Raw genomic sequence first — 26,008 nt, 5'->3', positions numbered from 1 at the left:
ATGAAAGAAAATGAGTTTGAAAAGATAGTTAAGATATCAGAGCTAAATGCTAAAAGGGATAGTGAAATTAATAGAATAACTTATGAAAACACATATTTAATTCCATGTAAAGTAAACATTAAAGATGAAGAGGTAAAATTCACATATGATTTAAATGAGTTGCAACCTTTTAGTGAAATAAAAAATAGAAGAGATGTTGAAAAGCTAAGGTTTTTAATAAATGTTAGCAATGTTTTAAAAATAGCAGATGAATATTCATTTAAATTAGAACCGAATAACATTTATTATGACTATAACTATATTCCAAAAATCTTGAACAGAGATATAAGATTAGAGGATGAAATTATAGATTATAAAGATTTAATTTTGCATTATAAAAGTTTAATTGCAGATGTATTTAATAAACAATATTCATATAATGACTTTTATAATGGTGGTATGGATTTGATAAAAAAGAATAAAAAAATTAAGAAATACATATTGCTTGAAACAATTGAAGAAATTAAAAATGAACTTTTAGAAGATTTAAAAGTACAAGAAAGAGAGGATAAAGAAAAGTACATAGAAATAAAATTAAAAAATTATAAAGTAAAAAAATATAGTATATGGGCAATGAGTCTTGTAATACTGGTATTAATGATTTATACAGTTTATGCATCAGTATTCTTAATTCCATTTAATCAAAAGGTAATTAAAGCTAATAGTTACTATATGAAACAAGATTATGAAGGTGTAATAAAATGTTTTGAAAACACAAGAGGCTTAAAACTTGATAAAGAATCAAAATGTAAACTCGCATATTCATATGTAATGTCAGAAAATCTTGCAGAAAATAAAAAGAAGAATATAATAGCTACATTAAATGATAAGAGTGATGAAAATATTTTAGATTATTGGATTGCAATAGGAAGATCAAAATATGATAATGCAATAGATTTAGCCAAAAAGGTGCAAGATAATGAATTACTTTTATATGCTCTTTTAAATAAACAAAAGTATATACAAGATAATAATAAAATGACTGGAGAAGAAAAACAAAAAGCACAAGAAGGGCTACAATCTGAAATAGAAAAGTTAACTAAAGAACTAAATATAGAAAAAGAAATTAAAAAAAATAAAGTAAAAGATTCAACTACTACTAATACATCTAAAAATAAAAGTACAAAAGGAGATAAATTAAATAAATCAGGAAACGGATTAAATTTAGTTCCAAGTAAATAGGAGGAAAAATGTATTATCGAAACAGTGTATTATTTTTTGAAAATGATATGGTAAGGGAGATTCCATGCGATAAAAAGGTATATATTTCAAGTGATTTCAAAGTAGGAACTAAAGAAAAAAATATTGGACATTTAACTTGTTATAATGAAAATAATATAGTGATCTTAAATATTGAGCAAAAAAAAATAGAATTAAAACCATATGAAAAGTATGTGTATGACAATAAAAAAAATTTATCAATTATTTATTTTATAAATGATAGAAAGAAAGTATCAATAAAAGGAAATAGTTTTATTACTATAGGAGATTCAAAGGACAGTAATATTTATTTGAAAAATATCAAGAAATTAAAGTTAAGATTAGAAAAAAGTAAATTATATAGGTTTACCGAATATGAAATTTATGTAAATGGAAAGTTAGCAAAAGAAAATCCAATTATTTTAAGTGAAGATGATTTAATTTTAATTGATAAAATTAAGATTACTTATCATAATGATATATTATGCATTGAAGGAGATTCAAGTTCATATGAAACTTCTCTTCACACTATGGATTTAGAAAAAATAAAATTTGACGGTTTTCCAGAATATAAGAGATCACCTAGAATAATCAAAGATTGTCCAACTGAAATATTAAATTTTAAAAATCCACCAAATAAAGAGGAAAAGAAAAAGGGACAACTAGCAAGAATTATAGTGCCACCAGTAGTAATGCTAATTATAACTATTGCTATAAGTTTTATAAGTTCTAGAGGAATATACATTATTATGAGCATTGCTGGTATAGGAATGAGCGCTGTATTTTCAGTAACTTCATATATAAGTGATAAAAAAGAGGAAAAGAGAAAAAATAAGCTTAGAAAAGAAGTATACAATAAATATTTATTAGATCTTAGAAAAAGGTTAGATAATTTAAGGAGAAGACAAATGGAATCCTTGAAATATCATAATCCTACATTAAAGCAGATAGATAAGATAACAGAATTCTATAGCAGCAGAATATATGAACGTACATATACTGATGAGGATTTTTTAAGTATATCAATAGGAAATGCCGATATAGAACCGAGTTATAAAATGAAGTTTTCTAATGATTCTATACAACTTGAAAAAGACGAATTATTGGAACAAGCAAATGAAGTTTATAATGAATTTAGTATAGTAAGGGATATGCCAATTACTATTGACTTAAAAAAAGCACATTTTGGATTAGTTGGAGAAAAGAAATATATTCATGAACAATTAAATATTATATTTGCCCAATTAACGTTGTTTCAAAGTTATAATGATTTGGAAATCATATTCATACATAATGAAAAATATAGAGAAGATTTTCATTGGTTAAGGTGGTATCCTCATTTTAAAATAAGTGCAATTAATGTTAGAGGTCTCATAGATACAGATAGAGTAAGAGATCAAGTACTTGGAAATGTTTCTAAAATATTAAAGGATAGAGAAATAAAAAGTGAGGAGAAAAGAGATAAGATAAAGTTTATACCATATTATTTATTTGTTATTGATGAACCAAGTTTAGTGTTAAATCATTCTATAATGGAATATTTACAAAAGTATGATTCTAAATTAGGATTTTCAATAATATATACAAGTCAGCTAAAAGCTAACTTACCTGAAAACATTAGAACAATTTTTAAAATTGATAATTATGAAAATGGAACACTTATAATAAATGAAGGACTTTTAGTAAATAAGAAAGTTAAACTTAATCATGTAGACATAAAATTAAATAATTTATCTAGAAGGTTATCTTGTTTAAAACATATTAAAGGAATGATGAATCAAATTCCAGATAGTATAACATTTTTTGAAATGTACAATGTTAAGAGTCCTAAAGAATTAGGAATAGAAAATTTGTGGATGAAAAATCAGGCATATAAAACTTTAGCTGTTCCTTTAGGTGTAAGAGGTAAAAATGATTATGTGTATTTAAATCTTCATGAAAAGGCACATGGACCACATGGTCTTATAGCAGGTACTACAGGATCTGGAAAAAGTGAAATAGTACAGTCATATATTTTATCTTTAGCTGTAAATTTTCATCCCTATGAAGTTGGATTTTTGTTAATTGACTATAAAGGTGGAGGTATGGCTAGTTTATTTAAAAAGTTGCCTCATTTATTAGGTATAATTACTAATTTAGATGGATCTGAAAGTATGAGAGCTATGGCATCAATAAAGAGTGAACTAGCAAGAAGACAGCAAATATTTAATGAATATGAAGTAAATCATATTAATCAATATAATAAATTATTTAAAAATGGTGAAGCTGAAGAGCCAATGCCACATTTGTTTTTAATTTCGGATGAATTTGCAGAATTAAAAAAGGAGCAGCCTGATTTTATGAGAGAGTTAGTTAGTGCTGCTCGTATCGGAAGAAGTTTGGGAATTCATTTGATACTTGCAACTCAAAAACCATCAGGTGTAGTTGATGATCAAATATGGAGTAACTCAAAATTTAAATTGGCATTAAAAGTTCAAAATGAATCAGACAGTAATGAAATTATAAAAACACCAGATGCAGCAAGAATAACTCAACCTGGACGAGCATATTTGCAAGTTGGAAATAATGAAATCTATGAATTATTCCAATCAGCTTGGAGTGGATCAATATATGAAAATAATGAAGATGATGATTCAATAGATAATAGAGTGTATCTTATTAATCATATGGGACAAGGTCAACTTCTGAATAATGATTTAAGTAGTGGCGCTGAAGATTTAAATCTTAAGGCAACAGAATTAGATGTAACAGTTGATTATATAAATAAATTATTTAATAACTTACAATTACCAAGTGTGAAAAAACCATGGTTACCTCCATTAGAAACTAAAATCAGTTCGCCACATATTGATGAAGAAAATATAGGTGATGTATCAGAATTTAAAGAATTAGATACAAATGTTAGTATAGGACTTGTAGATATACCAGAAGCTCAATCGCAAGATGAATATAAGTTAAATTTCGTGAAGGATGGTAATTTTGTTATATTTTCATCACCTGGATTTGGAAAAACTACAACATTAACAACAATAATGTTATCACTTGCAGTTAAAAATTCTCCTGAAAATTTACAATTTTTTGTGCTGGATTTTGGTAATTCAGGATTAATACCAATAAAAGAGTTGCCACATACAAGAGATTATATTAAATTTGATGATGTTGTTAAATTCCAAAAAATGTGTAAGATAATAGACGATGAATCTAAAAATAGAAAAAGAATGTTAGGTGAAGCAAGTGTAGCAAATTTCAACATGTATAATGAAGTAAGTGATGAAAAGTTACCAGCATTATTTATCATAATAGATAATTATGATGTAATAAAGGAATTTGGAATAGAAGCAGAAGATTTTATTATGAAAATAACTAGAGATGGAGCTGGTATAGGAATATTTACAATAGCAACAGCTTCTCGTCAAAATGCAATTAAATTTGCAGTATTAAATAACTTTAAAAATAAAATGGTACATTATTTGTTTGATGAAACTGAAATTAGAACCATTATTGGAAAAGGTGATTATGCATTACCAGATATACCAGGTAGAGCAATGGTTAAGCTTCAAAATGTTAATATAATGCAGGGTTATTCAGCTGTTGAGTTTCAAGATGAGTTAGAATATGCAAATAAAGTATTAACTATGATAGGAAAAATAAAAGCTTTATATACTGGTGAAAAGGTAGAAAGTATAAGAATGTTACCAGAAATTCTTACAATCAGTAAGCTTAAGGAATTTGCAGATGAAAAGAAATATAAAAATAGAATTCCAGTTGGATTAGATGCAGAAAATGTAAGAACTCAATTTATTGAATTAGATGGAAGTACTCAATTAGTAGTAGGGGCAACACAAACTGGTAAAACAAATGTTTTAAAAATAATGCTTTCATTAAGAAAAAATACAGAAACTTATGTATTTGATTCTAAAAGTGGAGAACTTTATCCATACAGAAATGAAGTTAATCAATATATTGTATCACAAGATGGGCAAAGAGAATTTTTGCAAAGAATGAAAGAAATAATTAATAAAAGAAAGAGTGCATTTGATAAACGCAGAGAAGAAGAACCAGGATTAATGCCAAAAATATATTATGCTTCATTAAGTCCTATTATGGTATTAATAGATGATTGTGATAATTTTATAGTAGAAATAAATTTAATAACTGATTTACCTGTAAAGGAAATAATAGAAGAGGCAATTAGTGTAGGTATTACATTTATAGCTAGTGTTCAAGCAAATGGTCTTAAAGGATATGACCTAGTGACTAAAATATTTAAAAGCTCTATAAACGCAATTATTTTAGGTAATCCAAATGATCAAACTGTAATTACAAATTACACCAGAAATCCACAAGTAGCTATGGATTTAGGATATATGTATAACAAAGGTAAAATGCAATTGATTAAAATGCCTAAGGTAAAATAAATGTAGATGTGATATTTAGGATTTAGACTATATTTTATTAAAGTATTCATATACAAAGATACATCCAAAGTAATAGAAAAATAATATGTTTATGTGTTACTTCCTTTTTTGTATCTGAACTTTATTTAAAATATAGATAAATATAAAAAAATGAATTAAAGGAGGGAAAAATAAAATTTGAAAGGAAAAGTAATACCAGCATTTATTATTATGAGTGCTATGATTGTAACATCTACTACTTCATTCTATGTTGGAAAGCAGGTACAAGAAAGAAAATTTTTAGCTGAACAACAAGATCAAACTAAAGAAATAAAGGAATCAACTAAAATTGCAGTTGTAAACCAAGATTTGGGAACAGAGTATAAGGATAAAAGAGTTAATTATGCATTAGATTTTTTTAATTTTTTAGATAATGGATATGAAATAACAAATAGAGAAGCAGCAGAAAAAGGAATAGAAAATGGTAAGTATGGAGCTATGATTGTAGTTCCAGGAAATTTTTCTAAGAATATAACAACGGTAAATGAAGTTACACCATCAAAAGTTAAAATTTATTATCAATCCAATGATAAATTAAGTAAGGAAAATAAACTTATAGTATCAAGGAACATAGGTGAGTTTGAAAAAAAATTAAACAATAAGTTAAGTTATATGTATTTATCAGGTATATTTAACGAATTACATAATGGGCAAGATTATGCATCAGATATATTAAAAAATGATGATATTGATCTAGAGGCAATTAACTCAATAAATGATTCAGGTATATTAGCATCAATTAAGTTAACTACATTGGAAGATAAGGATATTAAATTTAATGATCTAGATTTAAGTAAAGATTTTGATGAAAACAAAAAAATAATATCAGAAGTTGACCAAAAATATAGAGACAAAATGATAACTAAAGAAACACAATTAAATAGTATTAAAGATGACCTTGTGGATGTTATGACAAATGAAAATACAGGAGTTAAAACATTCACAAATAGACTAAAGAAAATGGATCAACAGGAGTTAAAAGCTAAATTTGCTGGTAGGCATAAGTATAATTATGATGGACTAGCAAATAATTGTGAAGCGAATATATTTGATGTTAATTTATATCTAGAAGACTTAACTAAAGATGAGGGCAAAATAGATGATTTAGTAGATAAGTATGAAAAGCAAACATTATCAAAAGTAAATGAAAAGGGAACCAATGCTATTAAGAAATCTAATGAGGAACTTAAAGAAATACAGGAAAAAACAGATTCAGATTTGGATATTATAAAAAATAATTCTATAAGTAATTTGGAGAATTTGAAAAAAAATATAAAAGAAAAAAATCAAAACGACCCTAAAATACAATCACTTAATGAAGAATATCTATTATATGGACAAATGATAAGCAAATTAAAAGAAACTAACCCAATAGTTTTTGATGATATTTATAATCAAGTAGTAAATAATCACAATATTAATTACAATAAAATATTAAAGAATCCATTAGGTGATTTAAATGATGGTAATTTCTTCAAAAATTCAAATGAATTAAAACAATATATAAATGATGGAATTAGTGAGAAAAATGAAAAATCTGTATCATCAAGAAGCAGTAAGTATAGAAAATTTAATGAAAGTGATGAAAATGACAAGAGTATAAATGATACAATTGATATTTTAAATAAAGTTAAGAATCATTTAAAGGAAATATCATCTTCAGCACAGTGCATTATGAATGATGAAGATTATAAATATCTTAAAGATATATTTAATCAAAACCTAGATGAATCTTTAGGTGCAAGATTGAAAATAAAAGATAATCTTATTAGCCCAATAAAAGATTTAATGGACGGGAACAATAGAAAACAATTAATTTCTACAATTAAAAGTAATAATACAAAAAATGTGGACAGTGTAAAAGAAATAGTACAAGAAGAGGTTGAAAAGGTTGTAGAAGGTGATGGTCCAATTGATATTATTGATGTAATAAATGTATTTGAAAAAGACTATATTAGCAAATTCAATAATATTATAACTCATGTGTCTAATATTGATAAAACACCTGAAAAGACAGAAGATGATGAGGAAATATTAAATCTTTTAGACCAATATGATAAATCCAATGAAAATCTGAATAATAAGGTATCAAAACAGTTAGATGAATATAACAAAGTTGAAGATCAAGTTCGAGAGCAAGCTAACAAGCATGTGGATACTATGAAAAATGATTTAGATAAAGGAATTAAAGAATCTAAAAATAAGCTATCAAGTGGATTACAGAACGCTAAGACAACCAAGGAAAAAACAACAAAGTTTAATCAAGAAAAATTAGGTTCCTTAGTAAATGTATTATCAAATTCAAGAGTAGGAACTGTAGAAAATACAGATGTGTATAAGTTTATTATAAATCCTGTATCTGCGGTTCAAAACAAAACACTAGGAGGTAGCATAGTTAAACCACAGCAAAATGATAGTAATGAAGTTAAAAAAACAGTAGTTTTAATTTTAGCTACATATATTATGTTACGGCTTGCAATGGTTCTATATAGGAAAAAAATAAAATTAAAGTTAAATAAATAGATTAATAAATCCTATATAAGGACATAGTGTAATGTATTACTTATATAGGATTTGTTATTAATTAGCTATTATTAAATAGAATTTTTTAGTTTTATTTAACTGGGTTATATTATAAGAAAAAAGGAGTTAATTATATGGGATTTTGGAAAGATGATACAATTAAATTTGATTATGATTCTGTTCAAAAGGCATATACAATTATGCATCAAATTTATGAAGATGCAGATAAATTATTAGAACAATTAGAGAAAGATAGTAAAGATGCTGAGGACAAAATGAAAGGTGAATATAGAGAAGCCTATAGTGATAAAAGTGAAGATGTTTTTAAGGAATTAAAAAAGAGTATTAAGAATATAGACAAGCTAAGCAAAAAGGTAGAACAAACATCTAAGGATTTCTTAGAGAAAGATATGGAAATAGCAAAGTCTTATAGAAAGTCTTAATAGTTAAAATTAAGGCATGTAAAAAAATAATAAATTACCTTATATTTGTGTTTTCTTTTATGTGCATAAATAAGGAGAGTGTTTTATATGTCAAAAAATAAGGAAAGAATACGAGAAAAGATTTATGAATGTAGGAAAGAGATTGAAAAATATACAGAGTATAAAGCATATATGATTAATGCAGCAGATTATTGTAAGCAAGCTGGAAATGGAATAAGTTTATTAATGAATGATCAATATGAAAAAGTAAAATCAAATTGTATAGAAGCAATCGGAAAAGAAGATGATTTATTAAGCGCACTTCAAGTTAAGAATACTAATCTTCATGATGTACAAAAAATGATTCTTAATGAAATACAAAAAGGAATAAATGGTATTAATAATAAATTAGAAGAACTTGAAAGAGAACTTAAAAGTTTACTTGAAAGTTACAGAGAGGAATAGGATTATGGCAGGAATTTCAAATAGTAATTTTTATATTGATAACATGTCATTAGACACTCTTAAAAAAAGTTACAATAAATCAATACAAAGTCTAACACAATTATATTTTGATTTTGAATCAGAAGTGAATAATATAGAAAGTAAAGAGCTGTGGAAAGGTGAAAGTTTTGATAAATTCAAAAAAAACTTTGATGATTGGAAAATGGAGTACTTAAAAAAATTAAGTGAACTTGTACAATTAAAAGAATTTATTGAGGAAGTAAAATCAACTTCTGAAATGTTAATTGAACAAAGGGATAGCTTAAAATCTTCACTGGAGGTGTGAGTATGTCAAAGGATATTTTTATGGCTGATTATAGTGAATGCAGAGACACAAATAGAGAAATTAAGAGTAATTTAAATTATATTGAAGATATATTATCTAGATTAAAAAGTATGGATAATTTAATTCAAAAAGTAGATACGCCATCAAGTGTATGGGATAAATCTAATTATGAAAGTGATTTTGCAATCATTAATAGATATTTAAATGAAGAAACAAATAGGTATAACAATTTTCATACTGCATTTGAAGCTTTTTATACACCTTTGGAAAAGATAGATGCAGGTTTAAAAGCTGTTCTTACTAATTCATTAAATTTTATTGAAGAAACTAAAGAATATGGTGTATATGTATCTATTATAAAAAGTAGTGGACAAGAGGAACTTGTAGATAGTATATATAATGAACTTATAAAACAAGGTGTGAGTAAAGAAGATGCACTTAAAATTTCCGCTCTTGCAAATGAAGAAACTCAAGAATTGTTGAAAGAACTAGCAGGATTAGATGAAAATGAATTAAAAAAGAAGATAGATGAAATAAAACAGAAAGCTAAGCAAAGTCCAAGCGAGATAGTACTTTTAGATCTATTGAGTGCAGATCAACCTAATACTTATAGCGACATGATAAAAGATTTATCTCAAGAGTTTGCTACGGGTGGATTTGTTGGAGTTCTTGAAAAAGGCTATTTAGGAAAAAATCTTGATAAATATCAGTTGGATATTAGATCCCTAACAGGACAGATCAATAAGTTAAATAGGCAAATAACAAATAGTCAATTAAGTGCATCTAAGGTTAATATGAAGACAGAAACTATGGAAAGATTGAAAGCAATACGTGAATCTAAATTATCAAAGGTTGATAAAGTTGATTATACAAAAAATAATTTATCTAAGATTAGTAAATGGTTGGGTATAGCTGCTACAGCATATAACATTGGTAAAATATCTTATGATGAATGGAAAAACTATAGTGAAAATGGGGCTGAATTAGATGATGTTGTTGTTGATGCAGGTATTAGCTGGGGTGGTATAATGGCAAGTGCAAGTGCGGGAGCTTATTTGGGTTCAGAAGCAGGAGAATATATTGGTACTATTATTACTCCAGGTGTTGGTACAGTTGTAGGTCTAGGTGTTGGATTTGTTGCTGGAGGATTAGTAGGAGTCGCTTATGATTCATTGGTCAAACCGATTTTGACTGATGTATATAATAATATTGTAGAGCCAGCAGGAGATTGGATTGCTGATAAAGCAAATGATATTGGAGATTGGTGGGATTCATTATGTTGGTAAATAGTATTTTTCCGAAAGTTAACTATCCAGATGATAAAAAGAGTATAGAACATATTATAAAAGAATATGACAGAAGGATGGAACATATATTAGGTTACCCAAATACTAAAAAAGTTGGAAAATATATTTTAGATATAATTTCAATTCTACTGATAGTATATATATTAAAGTGCTCGAGTGTTTCATTTGGAATTAGGATTTTATATATGTTACCTCTTATCATATGTATTATTTATAAAAATATATTGCTTATAAAAGCTCAAAAGGATAATTATAAAAATAAAAAATTTTATTATGGATTGAAAAATTTCAACATAATTTCTATATGTGTTTTTATTTTTAGTGGGATATTTATGATTGAAAGCTTATTATTTTATAGAAAGTGGAGTGACGAAAATTATTTCATTAGTTTTTGCATTTTAGCTATTTTGTCAGCAATATCTTTTATTATAGCTAGAACTATAGCTCCAAAGAAATTTATTGAAAGCTATCAATATAAAGAAAATAAATTATATATAACAAGTTCAATTTTTGTTGGTATCGTAACATTATTGGTTAGTATTGCATATTTTAGTAAGCCATATTATTTAATATTAATATTATCATATGTTATGGTAGTAGTAATGTCTGGGTTAATGACTTATACTACTTTTATTTATAAACAATATGATAAAATTCAAGAACTAAAAAAACAAATAAATTACATACCAAAGGAGAAATAGAATGAAAAGATGTTGAAAAGCCAGCAGGAGAATGGATTTCTTACAGAACAAATGATATTGAGGATTGGTGGGATTCGTTATGTTGGTAAATAATATTTTTCCTAAAGTTAACTATCCAAATGATAAAAAGAGTATAGAACACATTATACAAGAATATGATAAGGTTCTAGCATATAAATTAAAGGGACGATTTTCAAAAAAAGAAAAACTAGGATATGCAATACAGTTTCCGAGCATTGTATTTGCACTGTATATAATTACATGTTCATGGATTTCTTTGGGAATTAGAGTTTTATATGTAATACCTTTGATATTCTCTGTAATTTATAATATTGTATTATTTAAAAAAGTTAAAGATAGTGATTTTGAAGATGAAAAAATTTTCTATAAATTTGAAAATTCTAATGTTTTTTTATTAGTTTCATTTATATATGGTGGGACCTTTGGATTTCAAACAGTTTTATTTGGGAAATGGAGCAATACGGAGTATTTAATTTCCTTTATTATTTTAGCTTTCTTTTCATTAATAACATTCATGAAAGTTAGAGTAAGAAGCACCTAAAAAATTTATTAAGCAGTATTTACATACTAATAATAAAATACATTCATACTCTATTATTTTAATTCCTATAGTTCAACTATTAGTAAGTATCGCATATTTTAAAAAGCCGTATTTTTTTATTTTAATATTTAGTTACATTTTTTTAGTTATTTTTTCTGGATTTGTAACTTATGCATATTTTGAATATCTGCAGTATGACAAAATTCAAGAGTTAAAAAAACAAATTAATTACATACCAAAGGAGAAATAGATGAAGAGATTATTGCCAATTGGAAGCATTGTGATGCTTGATTTAGAAAAGAAAGAAAAAATAATGATCATAGGGCGTCTTTTAAGACTTACAGAAGATGATGAGGTTATATGGGATTACTGTGGATGTTTAGTGCCACAAGGACTACAAACACCAGAACAACTTAGAATGTTTAATCATGAGGAAATAAAAAGACTTCTTTTTGTTGGATATCAAGATGAAGAAGAATTAGGCTATTCTTTAGCTCTTTCTAAAGAAAAGGAAAAGATTATGGGAAAAAGTATTTAAAAGAATATTAAGATTCAAATATTAAAATAAAAATTTTATATAAGAAAATTAATATTTAAAGTTAAATAGTTGAAACTCACCTAAAATTAATAAATGTAAGGTGAGTTTTTCTAATGAAACAAAGGACATAGCTATTAAAAATGTGAGGATTTATAGTTGAAAATAAATCATATATAACAAGTTCAATTTTTGCTGGCATCATAACATTATTGGTTAGTATTGCATATTTTAGTAAGCCATATTATTTAATATTAATATTATCATATGTTATGGTAGTAGTTATGTCTGGGTTAATGACTTATACTACTTTTATTTATAAACAATATGATAAAATTCAAGAATTAAAAAAAACAAATAAATTACGTACCAAAGGAGAAATAGAATGAAAAGATTATTGCCAATTGGAAGTATTGTGATGCTTGATTTAGGGAAAAAAGAAAAATAATGAGTATAGGTTGACTTTTAAGACTACTAAAATTTTTTAGTAAAAATTAAACAAATTGACATAAAAATTATATTAATGTAGAATTAAACATATTTATACTTATTAAAAAATAACAAAATATACATATAATATTTAAAATTATATTTTTTAATATAATTAAGTTTAAATTGAAATTATAATTAAATTCAGTAGGGAAGGAAATAGGAAAATGGCTGAAAATATTAAATTAAATAAACAAGCTTTTGATAATGCAATTTTAAAATTAATAAGTTATAAAAATAACTTAACTACAACAAAAGATAATTTTAATAAAGTAAATGTTAATTTGAAGGAAAAGTGGTTAGGAGATGGAGGAACTGCATTTATACTTAGTGCCAATGTACTTGAAGCAAGATTTCTCAAAATGATACAAGAATTACAAGAAGAAATTAATGATTTGGTAAGTGCAAAGGTTTCTATGTTTGGTTTGGATTCTGATTTAGCAAACTGTATAGCAGAAGCTATTTTGGGATCAGTTGCAGGAGCTGTAACAACTGCAAGTACAGTTGCTACGCATATGAAAAATGAATTAAATAGTAAATAGCTAAAATAATATAGAGTTTTGGTTTAAATTGTAATTCACATAAAAATTAGGAATAACATATAGAAAGGAAATAAGAATATGGGATGTAGATGTAATGATATTACAAAGTGCACAAGTGATATATTTAAGGTAAGCGAAATGAAGAAGTTATTTTCTGATACAAAAGTTTTAAATTTTTCTGTATCCATGCAATTGCAACAGCTTGCAATTAACTGTATGACAACATTTTCTTGTGTTAATATGATGGAACTAATGTCTGAAGAAAAAAAGTTAAATAAGGATGTGACAGAGTTATTGCCTAACTTAGTTAAAAAGTGTGAGGATAAAATTGAACAATTAAAATCACAAAAGAGATCAATGCAAATAGAAGATATTGAGTATCACAGTAAGGATGATGATTAATATTACAAGAAATAGGAGAAGTAGAAATGGATTTTCAATTAGACATTAGTGAATTAACTAATACAATAAATGAATATGAAAATTTTATAAAGATATTATCAGAACAAAAAGAAAACATTAACAAAGCAGTTAAAGAACTTACTGACTTAGGGTGGTTAGGTGAAGCAAAAGATCAGTTTGAACAAAATCACATTAAAAAACAAGAATTTTATACAAAGTTAGAAGAAGATATAAAATATATGAAAAGTGCTTTAGAAAATGATGAAAAACCAAAAGCAGTTCAATTAAAAAAGCGTAGCGAGGATTTTGAAAACTGTATAAAAAGAAGTGGAGGAGGAGCAGCTTTTACAAGTGATGATACAGGTATTATTTCACTTCAATATGGAGGCCAATTTTTAATAAATAACAATGTCTGTGAATGTACAAATGATTATTATAGAAGGATGAATGCTAAATTTGAAGAAATACTAAGATTGGTAAATAGCCTGGCTTTTACATCATTTCCGATTAAGGGAGATGTTATAAATGCAGAAAATTTACTTAGAAATCAGACAACTAGTTTAACAGAGTTTGATAATTCATTTGATGCATATTGTAGTGGCGTAAGAGCTATGGAAGACAATATATGTTCAGTATTTGGAAAGATATCAGGGGTAACTGAAGGAATATCTAAATTTAGAGGTGTTTCTGTTATTTCAGAAAATGGACAAGTAGATAAGAATAAAGTAAAGCAATTAATGTTAAAAAATCCAGGAGAGTTAACATCAGAAGAAAAAGAAATGCTAGCATATGCAAAAATTGTTTTAGGAGAAGATGAATATAAGAAAATAAAAGAAATTGTTGCAACATATAGTGGGCCTACTGTAAAAGAAGCAGCATATATGGCAGCGGATGTTTATGAGAATATTTGTGATGGAAAAGTAGAGAATCCAACAGACTTAATTAATGGATGGCAAAGGATTTCTATAAAAAAAGATGCAGGGATGGTAATAGGTATATATCAAAGAAAAAAAGAAGATGGAAAGATAGAATATGCAGTGGTTAATAAAGGAACTTCATCTTGGAGTCCTTTACCAGAGGGAGATTTGGACGATAATCTATTACAGCTTTTTGGTCTGTCTCTGGATATGAAAAAGTCAATAAAATATGCCGAAAAATTTGTAAAAGATCATCGGGGTGCAGATATAACATTTATTGGACATTCAAAGGGTGGTGCAGAATCCGCAGCAAACGCAGTAGCAACAAATTCTAATTGTATAGTGTTTAATCCAGCAACAGTTAATTTACATGCTTATGGTCTAGGAGAAAAGGAAAAAGAATATTCTGCAAAAATGCACGTATATATTGTTGATGGGGAAATTTTACATGGTATCGAAAAAAATTTTTCAAAACCAATTGGTAAGGTGACTTATTTACCATGTCAAACTAAGGAATCAGTTCAAGATAAGTATTCAATCCAAAACTCGCCTGATATAGCTAATGTAAGACATAGTATAGGGAATAAAATTAAAAATATAGTAGGTGAAGATACTTATACTGATTTAAAAAATATAAGAAATAAAATAAAAAATATATTAGATGATGATATTTATACTGATGTTGAAAATGGAATAGACAACCATCTTATGGATCAAGTAAAAACAGCAATAGAAGAAAAAGGAATAGGTGAGAACAATGGAGTAGAATAATAGAATGGAGAAAAATATAACAATGAAGAAGAAAATAATAATTTTTATTATACCAATTTTTATTATAATAACATGTTTTTATTATTTACGTAATAAAATCACTGAAACACATAATAAGGGGGAGTATAAAATTACTAGTATTAATATTTACAAAAATACACCAGTATGGCAATTAGCCTTAGCCGTAAAGAATGAAAAAACTAGCACTATAGAAAAAATAGCAAAAGATAAACCTGAATTGTTAAATTACCAAGATCCTAAATATGGATCTACTTTATTACTATGGTCAATAGGAATGGAAAAATATGAATCTGCAGAAGCATTGCTAAAATGTGGTTCAAATCCTGATATAGCAAGAAAAAATGGGGAAACACCACTTTTTTTGGCAGCATTATATTCTTGGATAGATAATGATGCTAAAAAAGACCCAAAATACGTAAAACTTTTATTACGTTATGGCGCTAATCCTAATAAAAATTATGTTGGTAGTGATTCAAGTGTTACAGAACCAGGCTCTAGCCCATTAATGAATTCAATAGGATGTGGTATTGAAAAAACTAAAGCCTTAGTGGAAGCTGGTGCTGATATTAACTATAAAACCCAAACAGGAACTACAGCAGCACAAGAAGCCCTGTTAGCAGACGAGACACCAGAATATGCATATTATTTAATTGTTCAAAAGAAAGCAAAAATAACAGATCCATATCATAGGAGAGAAAATTTTGAGGGGGAAGATCCAAATGATAAATTTTTCATGGTTAATATATTAAGAGATTGGGTATTTGCTTTAGACTCAAAAGAATACAAAATGAAAATGGAGATTGTTGATGAATTTGCTAGGCAAGGTGCAAACTACAGAGACACTAAAATTAACGATCGTGCACTTGGACGAATAAAAAAACTTTACCCTAATGATTGGGAGGATTACATAAAAAAATACTAATATTATGGAAAGAAATAGAATAATGAAAAAATAATGATTTCGTTATGGTTTATGTTTAGAATGTTTTTAAATTATAAAAATGCACTGCTTGACAAAAGGTGCATTTTTATTTTTTGAGTTTTTTATAAACAATAATCAAATATGAATTTATAGAAAAACGTATAATATTGCAACTAATTACAATAGTTCAAAAGAAGTAGCTGATACTGGAAGTCCAGTAGCTAATAAAATTGCAGATATAATAGGTGTATGTGATGGAGGTTTATCCGATGACTACCCACTCTAATACTGGTCTTTTTTAAAGTTGGAGTAAAGAGTGGATACGTCCCTGAATAACGATTTCCCCTAAAGAATAACGACTTCTAAGGAGTAAAACTCCTAAGAATTCTGTTAATAAGCTTCAGTGGGAGTAAAAACTCCTTCTGAAGGCAAGAATTCTATTTATGTGAATACTCCAAAGCATGTCTTAGTGGACTTTTAGGAAGAGCACCTACAGTTTTTCTTCAATCAATTGTATTTTTAGCCATTACAGATACCTTTTATGGTTATTTATTTTGTAAGTGGTTAGTATATAGAGAAAGTAGAATTTAGGTGAACAAATAATGATAGAAGAAACATTAAAAAGAGAGTTTTGTTACTTAAGGGATAAAATTATTGAAAAACGATATCAGCATCTTGATGAAATGCAAAGAAAAGCAGTTTTTAATAATTCTAATAACTGTGTAATTATTGCATGCCCTGGGTCAGGAAAAACGACTGTTATAATAAATAGATTAGACTACTTATGTACATTTGGTCCTGTATATAATACTGATTATGTTCCTAATTCATTGAAACTAGAGGATTTGAAATATATGAGGGAATATTTGAATAATGATATAGAAGAAAAAACATGTGTCATACCTAACAGAGTAATTTATTTAATAAATAAGGAGAAAATAAAACCAGAAAATATTGTGATTTTATCTTTTACTAAAACTGCATCACAAAATATGAAGGATAGATATATAAATAATATAAAGAATAAATCTTTACCGTTTTTTGGCACCTTTCATTCTTTATGTTATAGCATACTTAATAAAAATTTTAAAAAAATTAATATGATAAATGATAATGAAAAATATGATTTAGTAGAAGAATTTTTAAAAGATTATACAAATAATTTGAATCAAGAAAAGATAAAAGAAGTAATAAATGATATATCTTTATTTAAAAGTAATAATATAGAAATAAATAGATTTGTGTCCAAATTAGATAAAAAAGTATTCTATAATTGCTATTTAGAATATGAGAGTTATAAAGAAAACTATAATTTATTAGATTTTGATGATTTACAGTTAAAATGTAAGGAATTATTACAAAAAAATAAGAAAGTACTTCATGAATATAGAGATAGATTTAAATACATTTTAGTAGACGAATTTCAAGATTGTGATAATATGCAAATTGAAATTTTAAAATTATTAAACAAAAATAATTCTATTTTTGCTGTTGGAGATGAAGATCAGTGTATATATGGATTTAGAGGATCTAAACCAGAATGCATGGTGAACTTTCATAATTATTTCTTAAACGGAAATAAAGTGTTTTTATTTAATAATTATAGAAGTGGTAAACATATAGTAAACATTTCAGAAAAACTTATAAGGAATAATTGTTGTAGAAATAATAAAAAAATGAAAGCCTACAATAAGTTTTCAGGGGAAGTAAATTTAAAATTTACTAAAGATGAAAAAGAACAAGTAAATAAAATATGTGATGAGATAAAATATTTAGTTCATTCAAAAAATTACTCCTATGAAGATTTTTCTATAATTTACAGAAGAAATATTGAAAGTGTAATTTTAATAGATAAGTTTTTAAAAAATAATATACCTTTTAAACTTTTACAGAAACAATTTACTTTATATGAGCATTTTATATTCAAAGATATAATAGCTTATTTAAAGCTATCTTTAAATAGAAAAGATAAAGATAGCTTAATAAGGATCATAAATAGGCCTTTTAGATATATAAGTAGAACAATTATAAATAAATTATATGATAGTACTATAAAAGATAATTGTTTTGATTTGCTGTACAATGAGGATATTTCTTCTATGAATATAAAAGCTATTAAGCAATTAGAAAAGAGTTTAAATAGACTTTTAAAACTTCCTTTTGAAAAAATCATAGATTATATATTAAATAGTATAGGATATATAAATTATATTGAGTATTATAATAAAAAGTTAAATATGGATGAAGACGAGTTGTTCTATATAGTTAATGAAATAGAAGAAAGTATTAAGGACTTTACATCTATAAGAGATTTTATAGAGTATGTAGAATTAACAAATAATAAAAGTATTTTTCAGCAGGAAGGGGTAACTCTAAGTACAATTCATGGAGTAAAGGGAATGGAATTTAAAAATGTGTTCATAATAAATTGTAATGATGGAAATATACCATATATAAAAGATGAGAATTTTAATTTAGAAGAAGAGAGAAGACTTTTTTATGTAGGCATAACTAGAGCAATTGAAAAAATTTATTTTTTCATACCAAAAAGTAATAGAAAAACATATTTAATTCCTTCAAGATTCATAAAGGAATGTGGATTAACTTATAAAATAAATTATGAAGATTATAAAAAAGGGGATGAAGTGGTTCATTTCTACTTCGGCAAAGGCATAATAGATAATATAAAAAAGGATAAAATAAGTGTAGTATTTCATAACAATATAATAAGAAATTTTTGTATAGATAAAATACAATTTAATAATTTGTTTAATAACAAATAAATATGTGGTTTTTTGTTAAATGTACACATAAATAAAAAAAAGGCAGAAAAAACTCATATATATACCATAAATGTATTATAATAAATTTTAGTTTATTCTTTATATAATTGACATAAAAGCAATATATGATATACTATTTTTAGGTTTAATCTGTAGTGATAAATTAATATAGGAGGGGAATTAAATGATAGCATTTAAACAAATGTGGAACGATGTAATAGATATTATTTCTAAAGACAAAATTGAAGATATTCAAATAATAGAAAAATATAATGATGGGTTTATAGTAAAGGATAGTGAAGGTAATTATTTTATAGATAAACAGGACTTTATTGACTTTTGGTGTAATATGTTATATTTTAATGAACTTCCAATGGATAGTGTAAACTCTAAAGATGAGTTAAAATTTAAATATGTTTATGCAGTGGTGAAAAATTTACCATACATAAATGAAAATTGTGGTACAATAAAGTTAATGGAGTAGTTTGTTGAATGTTTGAAAATAATGTTATATAATTTTATTAAGCTCATATTCTTAGAATATGAGCTTTTAAATTGTAAAAAAAAGAGGGAGCTATTATGAAGAATACAAATATAAATCCTCAGGATATAATATTTGCCTTGGATATAGGAACTAGATCTGTCATAGGAACTGTTGGAGTAGTTAGAGATAAAAAGTTTCAAGTATTACATGAAGTATATGTAGAACATGAAGAAAGAGCCATGATTGATGGACAAATTCATGACATTAATTTAGTTGCTAATGCAGTTAATAGAGTAAAAAATAACCTAGAAGAAAAACTAAATATTAATATAGCTGGAGTAGCCATAGCTGCTGCAGGAAGATTTTTAAAGACAGTTGTATCTAAAACAGAGATTGATATTGATTACAATAGGGAAATAGATAAAGATTTAGTAAGAAGTTTAGAATTAACTGGTGTAAAAAAAGCAGAAGAGGAAATAAATAAAGAAACAGGAGGTAGACTTTATTGTGTAGGATATAGTGTTATAAATTATTATTTAAATGGATATATAATTAATAACTTAATATCACATAAAGGAGAGAATATAGCCACAGATATAATAGCCACTTTTCTTCCTAGATCTGTAATAGATAGTATATATTCAGTTATGGAAAAGGTAGGTCTTAAAGTTATTAGCTTAACATTGGAGCCTATAGCGGCTATGGAAGCTGCTATTCCTAAAAATTTAAGGTTGTTAAATTTAGCTTTAGTAGATATAGGAGCAGGTACATCTGATATTGCTATAAGTAATAATGATACCATAAGTGCATATGGTATGGTATCTTTAGCAGGAGATGAAATTACAGAAGTTATAGCACAAAGCTGTTTGGTGGATTTTAATACTGCTGAAAATATAAAGAGACAAGTGAATGTTAGTGATGTAATAAAATATATAGATGTATTAGGATTAGAAAATGAAATAAATTGTGAAGAAGTGAAAAATATAATTAAACCAGTTGTAACAAAGATAGGAGAAGAAATAGGAAGAAAAATAATAGAGTTAAATGGAGGAAAAGCTCCTAGTGCGGTTTTTTTAGTAGGTGGAGGTGCTTATACTTATGGCATGAAAGAGGCTATAGCTAATATATTAAACATACCAGCTGGAAGAATTGGAATAAAAGGAAGAGATGCTGTAACAAATTGCCTTTGTAATGACAATAGCTTAGGAAGTATAGGTGTTACTGTATTAGGTATAGCTTTAATATCAATAAAACAACTTGGACATGATTTTATTGATGTAATGTTAAATGGAAATATTGTAAGTTTATTTAATTCTCATAACCATACTGTTATGGATGTTATATTGCAAGCAGGCATAAATCCTAAGATGCTTATAGGCAAAAATGGAAAATCCGTAAAGTTTACTCTTAATGGAATTAAAAGAGTAGCATTTGGATCTTTAGCGTCTAATGCAGAAATAAAAGTGGATAATAAACTAGAAAGTATAGATACAGAGATTAAAGAAGGGCAGAATATAGAAATTATTTTTGCTAAAGATGGAAGAGATGCATGTCCTAAAGTTATGGATTATATTCAAAGATTATACTCAATAAGTTTTTATATAAATGATATAATACATAGAATTGAACCTATAGGAATAATTAATGGAAAAGTTGTTAATATGACTGAAGAAATAAAAGATGGAGATAATGTAGATATTATTAATGTTGAAACCTTAGAGGATTTTAAAAAATACTATGAAGAAAACAATAGTAATTATAATTATTATTTAAATGGAAAGGAACTGAATGATAATTACATAATAAAGGAAGGGGATAGAATATATAAAATAAAAGAAGAAAGTATAACTAATGTTAATAATGATAATACTGATGGGCATGGTAAGATTAATATAGAAGATGATATTGAAGTTAGTAGTAACGAAGAAAACTATGCTATAGAAGAATTAGCTTTAGGAAATGATTTATTAGAAAACAGCAAAATGAATAATGAAAATGAACATGAAAATAATAATTTAATAAAAGATGAAGATTTTGTAGAAAAAGCAGAAAATGATGAGCTGATCTGTGTTAATAATGAGAATTCTATTGAAATTATAGTTAATGGAGAAAAAATTGTCTTAAAAGGTAAAAAGGAATATGTATTTGTAGACATATTTAATTATATAGATATGGATTTAACTAGAGTTCAAGGAACCTTAGTTTTAAAATTAAATGAAAAAACTGCAGCTTATAATAGTGTATTACATTCAGGAGATAAAATAGAAGCAAGATGGGAGAATTAAAAATGAAAATTGATTTTTTAGATAAAGCATATAGTTTGAAGGAACATCTAATAAATTGGAGAAGGGATTTCCATATGAATCCAGAGCTTGGATATGAAGAGAAAAGAACATCTTCAATAGTAAAAGATTTTTTAGCTAAAAATAACATTGAATATAGGGAAACAGCAACTACAGGAGTTTGTGCTATTATTAAAGGAAAAGGAAAGAAAACAATAGCTATAAGAGCAGATATGGATGCACTTCCTCTAAATGATAATAAGAAATGTAGTTACTCATCAAAAATTCAAGGTAAAATGCATGCTTGTGGTCATGATGCTCATACTACTATATTAATGGGAACAGCATTGATTTTAAATAACATAAAGGAAAACTTAAATGGAAATGTAAAGCTTTTTTTTGAACCTGCAGAGGAAACTACTGGAGGAGCTAAGATTATGATAAAAGATGAAGTATTAGAAAATCCTTATGTAGATGCAGTTATAGGACTTCATGTAGATGAAAATATTCAATGTGGTAAAGTTGCTATAAAAAAAGGAGTAGTAAATGCTGCTTCTAATCCTTTTACTATAAAGATAAAGGGCAAGGGAGGACATGGGGCACATCCCCATACTACTGTAGATCCTGTTTTTATAGCAGGCAGTATTATTGTAAATTTACAATCCATAATAAGTAGAGAATTACCACCAGTAGATCCAGGAGTTTTAACTATAGGTTCCATAAACGGAGGAACGGCGCAAAATATAATTCCAGAAGAGGTTATTATATCAGGAATAATAAGAACTATGAAAAAGGAACAAAGAGAGTATGTAAAAAGAAGACTCAAAGAAATAGTAGAAGGTGTTACTAATTCATTAAGGGGAAAATGTGAAATAGAAATAGAGGAGAGCTATCCTTGCCTTTATAATGATGATGAAATGTATGATTTATTTTTGCATAGTTCAGGCAATATGATAGGTAATGACAATATAATAAAATTGGATACTCCTAATATGGGGGTAGAGAGTTTTGCTTATTTTTCCATGGAAAGGCCTTCGTTATTCTATTACTTAGGAGTAAGAAATGATGAGAAAGGAATTATAAATCCTGCTCATGGAAGTTTATTTGATATTGATGAAGATAGTTTACCTATTGGGGTAGCTTTACAATGCCAGGTAGCTTTTGATTTTTTAAATAAGTAATCTAAAAAATTATGAAGTAATTTTTTAGATTAAAAAAAAGATAGAAGAAGATAAATCTAGTATTACATATAAAAATTTTTCTGAAGGAGTGTTCAAATGAGAATTGAAATAGGCAGTAATGAAGCAGGGCAAAGAGTAGATAAGTTTTTAAGGAAATGGTTAAAAGATGTACCACTTGGGGCTATATATAGAAGTATTAGAAAAGGGGAAATAAAGGTCAATGGGAAAAGAACTAAGGAAAAATATTCTCTTAACATAGGAGATATAGTTGAAACTAAGGATATTGTATCTCAAGGTAAAAAAATTAAAAGTTTCATTAAAGTTGAAGATTTTAATAAAATAAAAATAACATATGAAGATGAAAATATGTTATTAGTAGAAAAATGGCCAGGAGTTTTAGTACATTCTGATAAGAAAATTGGTGAACCTACATTAACAGATTATGTATTAACTTATCTTTGGGATAAAGGAGACTACATACCTGAAAATGAAATAACTTTTACACCAGCACCTTGCAACAGATTAGATAGAAATACTTCAGGAATAGTTATATTTGGTAAAAATTACGAGGCTTTAAAAGAATTAAATGAAATGATTAGAGAAAGAAGAATAAGAAAATACTATCAGGCCTTAGTATCAGGGAGAATTAAAGATGGTATTTATGAAGGATATATTTCAAAAGACAATGAAAAAAATATATCTATTATTACTGAAAAGAAAAATAAAGATAGTAAGAAAGTTGCTATGCAGGTTAAGACTTTACAGTGTTGTGGCACTTTTTCATTAATTGAAATAGAATTAATAACTGGAAGGAGCCATCAATTAAGAGCTCATTTAAGTTATTTAGGTAACCCTATAGTTGGTGACAATAAATATGGTAAAGGTAAAATGAATAGTTTCTTTTATAATAGATATGGAATTAGTTATCAATATCTATATGCTTATAAGGTAATATTCAAAAATTGCACAGAAAAATTAAAATATATGGACAATAAAACTATAGCAGAAACTCTGCCTCCTGTTTTAAAGAAGATTAAAAATGATGTATTTAAGTTTTAATTAATAAGGAGATTTGAAAATGAAGGAGCAGTCAACTACTAAGGGATTTGCTATATTATCAGCTGCAGGTATGATGGTTAAAGTATTATCTTTATTATATATTCCTTTTTTAAAAGGAATTATATCGGATGAAGGATATGGAGTTTATGGAGCAGCATATTCAGTATATGTATTTATATACGTAATTACTAATTCTGGAATACCTATAGCCATATCAAAACTGATATCAGAATTAACAGCGGTAAAAAATTATAAGGATGCAGTAAAAAGCTTTAAAATATCACGATTTATATTGTTTTTAATAGGAAGTTTTATGACAATTATAATGATTATTTTTGCAAGGAGTTTATCTAATGCAGTTAATTATGAAAAAGCTTATTTATCAATTCTTGCACTAGCTCCAGCAATACTATTTACTTCTATAGCATCAGCTTATAGAGGATATTTTCAAGGATGGGGGAATATGGTTCCAACAGCTGTATCTCAGGTAATTGAGCAAGTAATAAATACTATTTTTACTTTAGTGTTTGCAGCTTTACTTATTAAATATGGAATAGCGGCAGGATGTGCAGGGGGAACTATAGGGACGTCTTTAGGAGCTTTTGCTTCATCTAGTTATTTAATATTATTTTATGAAAAGCATAAGAAAATAAAAGTACCTAAAGGATATAATAACATAGAAGTAAAGAGATATAGCACAAAGCAAATATTAAAGAAAATTGCTAATTATGGAATCCCTATTACCATATGTGTTGGAATGACTTATGCAGGAAATTTAATTGATGTTGGAAATACAAAAGCTAGACTTATGGCAGGAGGACTAAATGATGCTTATGCATCAAGTCTTTATGGATATCTTGTAAAATATCAGCAGCTTTTAAATGTACCTATTGCTATAGTAACTTCATTAGCAGTAGCTATTTTACCTGCTATATCTAGTGCCGCTGCACTAAAGGATAGGGAGCAAGTAAGAGATAAAATTAAGTATGCTTTTAAGTTATGCTTTTTAATAGCTATTCCATCAGCTTTTGGACTAGCTGTTTTAAGTGAACCTATTTTCTATATGCTTAAATTTGGAGAAGGTTCATTTTTAATGAAATATGGATCTATTGTATTAATATTAATGTCAGTAATGCAAATACAAACAACAATTCTCCAAAGTATTGGAAAACTTTATACAGCAACTATATATTCTGTAATAGGAATAGGTTTTAAAATATTAGCAAATTATTTTTTAATATCAATACCAAAAATAAACATACTAGGAGCTGTATATGGAAGTATAATAGGATATTTAATACCTATTGTTTTAAATAGTAGAATGATAAGAAAGTCTTTAGGAGTAAAGTCTAAGATTTTAAGTCATGCGCTAAAACCAATACTTTCATCATTATTTATGAGTATAGTTGTTTATACTATTTACTATTTATTTAAGGGGATATTAGGAATATCTTATTTATCTAATGCATTTGGAACTACTATAGCAGTGGTTGCAGGAATTTATGCTTATTTATTTTCATTAATACTTACTGGAGGAATAACTAAGGAAGATCTTAGATACTTACCTTCAAAATTAATGAAATTAATACCAAGATTTATGACAGAAAGAATAAGATAAA

Annotated in this window: 20 protein-coding genes; all 20 read left to right on the top strand. The window is 26.5% G+C overall.

Annotation, left to right across the window (positions count from 1 at the left end):
• The 20 genes from essB (at nt 1) to J2Z24_RS07265 (ending at nt 26,007) form a co-directional block, all read left to right on the top strand.
• Entirely contained in the window at nt 1–1,221 is a 1,221-nt protein-coding gene (essB, locus tag J2Z24_RS07360; RefSeq protein WP_035148621.1) for a type VII secretion protein EssB, read from the top strand.
• A gap of 8 nt (nt 1,222–1,229) precedes the next feature.
• Complete coding sequence (gene essC / locus J2Z24_RS07355; RefSeq protein WP_035148620.1) at nt 1,230–5,657, top strand: type VII secretion protein EssC; 4,428 nt, start codon at nt 1,230–1,232, stop codon at nt 5,655–5,657.
• Nucleotides 5,658–5,834: 177 nt separating this feature from the next.
• Nucleotides 5,835–8,219, top strand: a complete 2,385-nt coding sequence (locus J2Z24_RS07350; RefSeq protein WP_035148619.1) for a YhgE/Pip domain-containing protein — start codon at nt 5,835–5,837, stop codon at nt 8,217–8,219.
• A gap of 134 nt (nt 8,220–8,353) precedes the next feature.
• Nucleotides 8,354–8,662: a WXG100 family type VII secretion target gene (locus J2Z24_RS07345; protein WP_035148618.1), complete on the top strand. Its 309-nt coding sequence runs from the start codon at nt 8,354–8,356 to the stop codon at nt 8,660–8,662.
• An 87-nt stretch (nt 8,663–8,749) separates the two neighbouring features.
• On the top strand, nt 8,750–9,106 hold the full coding sequence (locus J2Z24_RS07340) for a hypothetical protein (protein ID WP_035148617.1): 357 nt from the start codon (nt 8,750–8,752) through the stop codon (nt 9,104–9,106).
• A 4-nt stretch (nt 9,107–9,110) separates the two neighbouring features.
• Entirely contained in the window at nt 9,111–9,431 is a 321-nt protein-coding gene (locus J2Z24_RS07335; RefSeq protein ID WP_035148616.1) for a WXG100 family type VII secretion target, read from the top strand.
• A gap of 2 nt (nt 9,432–9,433) precedes the next feature.
• Entirely contained in the window at nt 9,434–10,717 is a 1,284-nt protein-coding gene (locus J2Z24_RS07330; RefSeq protein ID WP_035148615.1) for a V-type ATP synthase subunit I domain-containing protein, read from the top strand.
• A complete protein-coding gene (locus J2Z24_RS07325) occupies nt 10,708–11,439 on the top strand; it encodes a hypothetical protein (protein ID WP_035148614.1) in 732 nt (243 codons plus the stop codon). The genes J2Z24_RS07330 and J2Z24_RS07325 overlap by 10 nt, the downstream gene beginning before the upstream one ends.
• 79 nt (nt 11,440–11,518) lie before the next feature.
• On the top strand, nt 11,519–12,001 hold the full coding sequence (locus J2Z24_RS07320) for a hypothetical protein (protein WP_085059076.1): 483 nt from the start codon (nt 11,519–11,521) through the stop codon (nt 11,999–12,001).
• 250 nt (nt 12,002–12,251) lie between these two features.
• Nucleotides 12,252–12,539 carry a DUF4176 domain-containing protein gene (locus J2Z24_RS07315; RefSeq protein ID WP_035148613.1) on the top strand — a complete coding sequence of 96 codons (288 nt, stop codon included), beginning with the start codon at nt 12,252–12,254 and terminating at the stop codon, nt 12,537–12,539.
• A gap of 653 nt (nt 12,540–13,192) precedes the next feature.
• Complete coding sequence (locus tag J2Z24_RS07310; RefSeq protein WP_035148455.1) at nt 13,193–13,567, top strand: hypothetical protein; 375 nt, start codon at nt 13,193–13,195, stop codon at nt 13,565–13,567.
• Nucleotides 13,568–13,645: 78 nt separating this feature from the next.
• On the top strand, nt 13,646–13,969 hold the full coding sequence (locus J2Z24_RS07305) for a hypothetical protein (protein ID WP_035148453.1): 324 nt from the start codon (nt 13,646–13,648) through the stop codon (nt 13,967–13,969).
• 26 nt (nt 13,970–13,995) lie between these two features.
• A complete protein-coding gene (locus tag J2Z24_RS07300; protein ID WP_206538607.1) occupies nt 13,996–15,657 on the top strand; it encodes a Tle-like phospholipase domain-containing protein in 1,662 nt (553 codons plus the stop codon).
• A gap of 4 nt (nt 15,658–15,661) precedes the next feature.
• A complete protein-coding gene (locus tag J2Z24_RS07295; RefSeq protein WP_241392968.1) occupies nt 15,662–16,600 on the top strand; it encodes an ankyrin repeat domain-containing protein in 939 nt (312 codons plus the stop codon).
• Between the two features lie 602 nt (nt 16,601–17,202).
• Entirely contained in the window at nt 17,203–19,383 is a 2,181-nt protein-coding gene (locus J2Z24_RS07290; RefSeq protein ID WP_035148451.1) for an ATP-dependent helicase, read from the top strand.
• A 184-nt stretch (nt 19,384–19,567) separates the two neighbouring features.
• On the top strand, nt 19,568–19,867 hold the full coding sequence (locus tag J2Z24_RS07285; RefSeq protein WP_035148450.1) for a hypothetical protein: 300 nt from the start codon (nt 19,568–19,570) through the stop codon (nt 19,865–19,867).
• Nucleotides 19,868–19,962: 95 nt separating this feature from the next.
• Nucleotides 19,963–22,152 carry a cell division protein FtsA gene (locus J2Z24_RS07280; RefSeq protein WP_035148449.1) on the top strand — a complete coding sequence of 730 codons (2,190 nt, stop codon included), beginning with the start codon at nt 19,963–19,965 and terminating at the stop codon, nt 22,150–22,152.
• Between the two features lie 2 nt (nt 22,153–22,154).
• Complete coding sequence (locus J2Z24_RS07275) at nt 22,155–23,330, top strand: M20 metallopeptidase family protein (protein ID WP_035148460.1); 1,176 nt, start codon at nt 22,155–22,157, stop codon at nt 23,328–23,330.
• A gap of 96 nt (nt 23,331–23,426) precedes the next feature.
• Nucleotides 23,427–24,389 (top strand): RluA family pseudouridine synthase, encoded by a 963-nt coding sequence (locus J2Z24_RS07270; RefSeq protein WP_035148448.1) that lies wholly within the window; start codon nt 23,427–23,429, stop codon nt 24,387–24,389.
• A 19-nt stretch (nt 24,390–24,408) separates the two neighbouring features.
• Entirely contained in the window at nt 24,409–26,007 is a 1,599-nt protein-coding gene (locus J2Z24_RS07265; RefSeq protein WP_035148447.1) for a putative polysaccharide biosynthesis protein, read from the top strand.
• The last annotated feature ends 1 nt before the right edge of the window (nt 26,008 follow it).

The organism is Clostridium tetanomorphum, assembly GCF_017873215.1.
In the GTDB taxonomy this organism is placed as follows: domain Bacteria; phylum Bacillota; class Clostridia; order Clostridiales; family Clostridiaceae; genus Clostridium_AO; species Clostridium_AO tetanomorphum.
Note: the sequence above shows the minus strand (reverse complement) of the source record. Positions and strands in the feature narration are given on the sequence as shown.

Coding starts and splice junctions, on each gene's coding strand:
- essB (WP_035148621.1), top strand. CDS start 1: ATGAAAGAAAATGAGTTTGAAAAGATAGTTAAGATATCAGAGCTAAAT.
- essC (WP_035148620.1), top strand. CDS start 1,230: ATGTATTATCGAAACAGTGTATTATTTTTTGAAAATGATATGGTAAGG.
- J2Z24_RS07345 (WP_035148618.1), top strand. CDS start 8,354: ATGGGATTTTGGAAAGATGATACAATTAAATTTGATTATGATTCTGTT.
- J2Z24_RS07340 (WP_035148617.1), top strand. CDS start 8,750: ATGTCAAAAAATAAGGAAAGAATACGAGAAAAGATTTATGAATGTAGG.
- J2Z24_RS07335 (WP_035148616.1), top strand. CDS start 9,111: ATGGCAGGAATTTCAAATAGTAATTTTTATATTGATAACATGTCATTA.
- J2Z24_RS07330 (WP_035148615.1), top strand. CDS start 9,434: ATGTCAAAGGATATTTTTATGGCTGATTATAGTGAATGCAGAGACACA.
- J2Z24_RS07325 (WP_035148614.1), top strand. CDS start 10,708: ATGTTGGTAAATAGTATTTTTCCGAAAGTTAACTATCCAGATGATAAA.
- J2Z24_RS07320 (WP_085059076.1), top strand. CDS start 11,519: ATGTTGGTAAATAATATTTTTCCTAAAGTTAACTATCCAAATGATAAA.
- J2Z24_RS07315 (WP_035148613.1), top strand. CDS start 12,252: ATGAAGAGATTATTGCCAATTGGAAGCATTGTGATGCTTGATTTAGAA.
- J2Z24_RS07310 (WP_035148455.1), top strand. CDS start 13,193: ATGGCTGAAAATATTAAATTAAATAAACAAGCTTTTGATAATGCAATT.
- J2Z24_RS07305 (WP_035148453.1), top strand. CDS start 13,646: ATGGGATGTAGATGTAATGATATTACAAAGTGCACAAGTGATATATTT.
- J2Z24_RS07300 (WP_206538607.1), top strand. CDS start 13,996: ATGGATTTTCAATTAGACATTAGTGAATTAACTAATACAATAAATGAA.
- J2Z24_RS07295 (WP_241392968.1), top strand. CDS start 15,662: ATGGAGAAAAATATAACAATGAAGAAGAAAATAATAATTTTTATTATA.
- J2Z24_RS07290 (WP_035148451.1), top strand. CDS start 17,203: ATGATAGAAGAAACATTAAAAAGAGAGTTTTGTTACTTAAGGGATAAA.
- J2Z24_RS07285 (WP_035148450.1), top strand. CDS start 19,568: ATGATAGCATTTAAACAAATGTGGAACGATGTAATAGATATTATTTCT.
- J2Z24_RS07280 (WP_035148449.1), top strand. CDS start 19,963: ATGAAGAATACAAATATAAATCCTCAGGATATAATATTTGCCTTGGAT.
- J2Z24_RS07275 (WP_035148460.1), top strand. CDS start 22,155: ATGAAAATTGATTTTTTAGATAAAGCATATAGTTTGAAGGAACATCTA.
- J2Z24_RS07270 (WP_035148448.1), top strand. CDS start 23,427: ATGAGAATTGAAATAGGCAGTAATGAAGCAGGGCAAAGAGTAGATAAG.
- J2Z24_RS07265 (WP_035148447.1), top strand. CDS start 24,409: ATGAAGGAGCAGTCAACTACTAAGGGATTTGCTATATTATCAGCTGCA.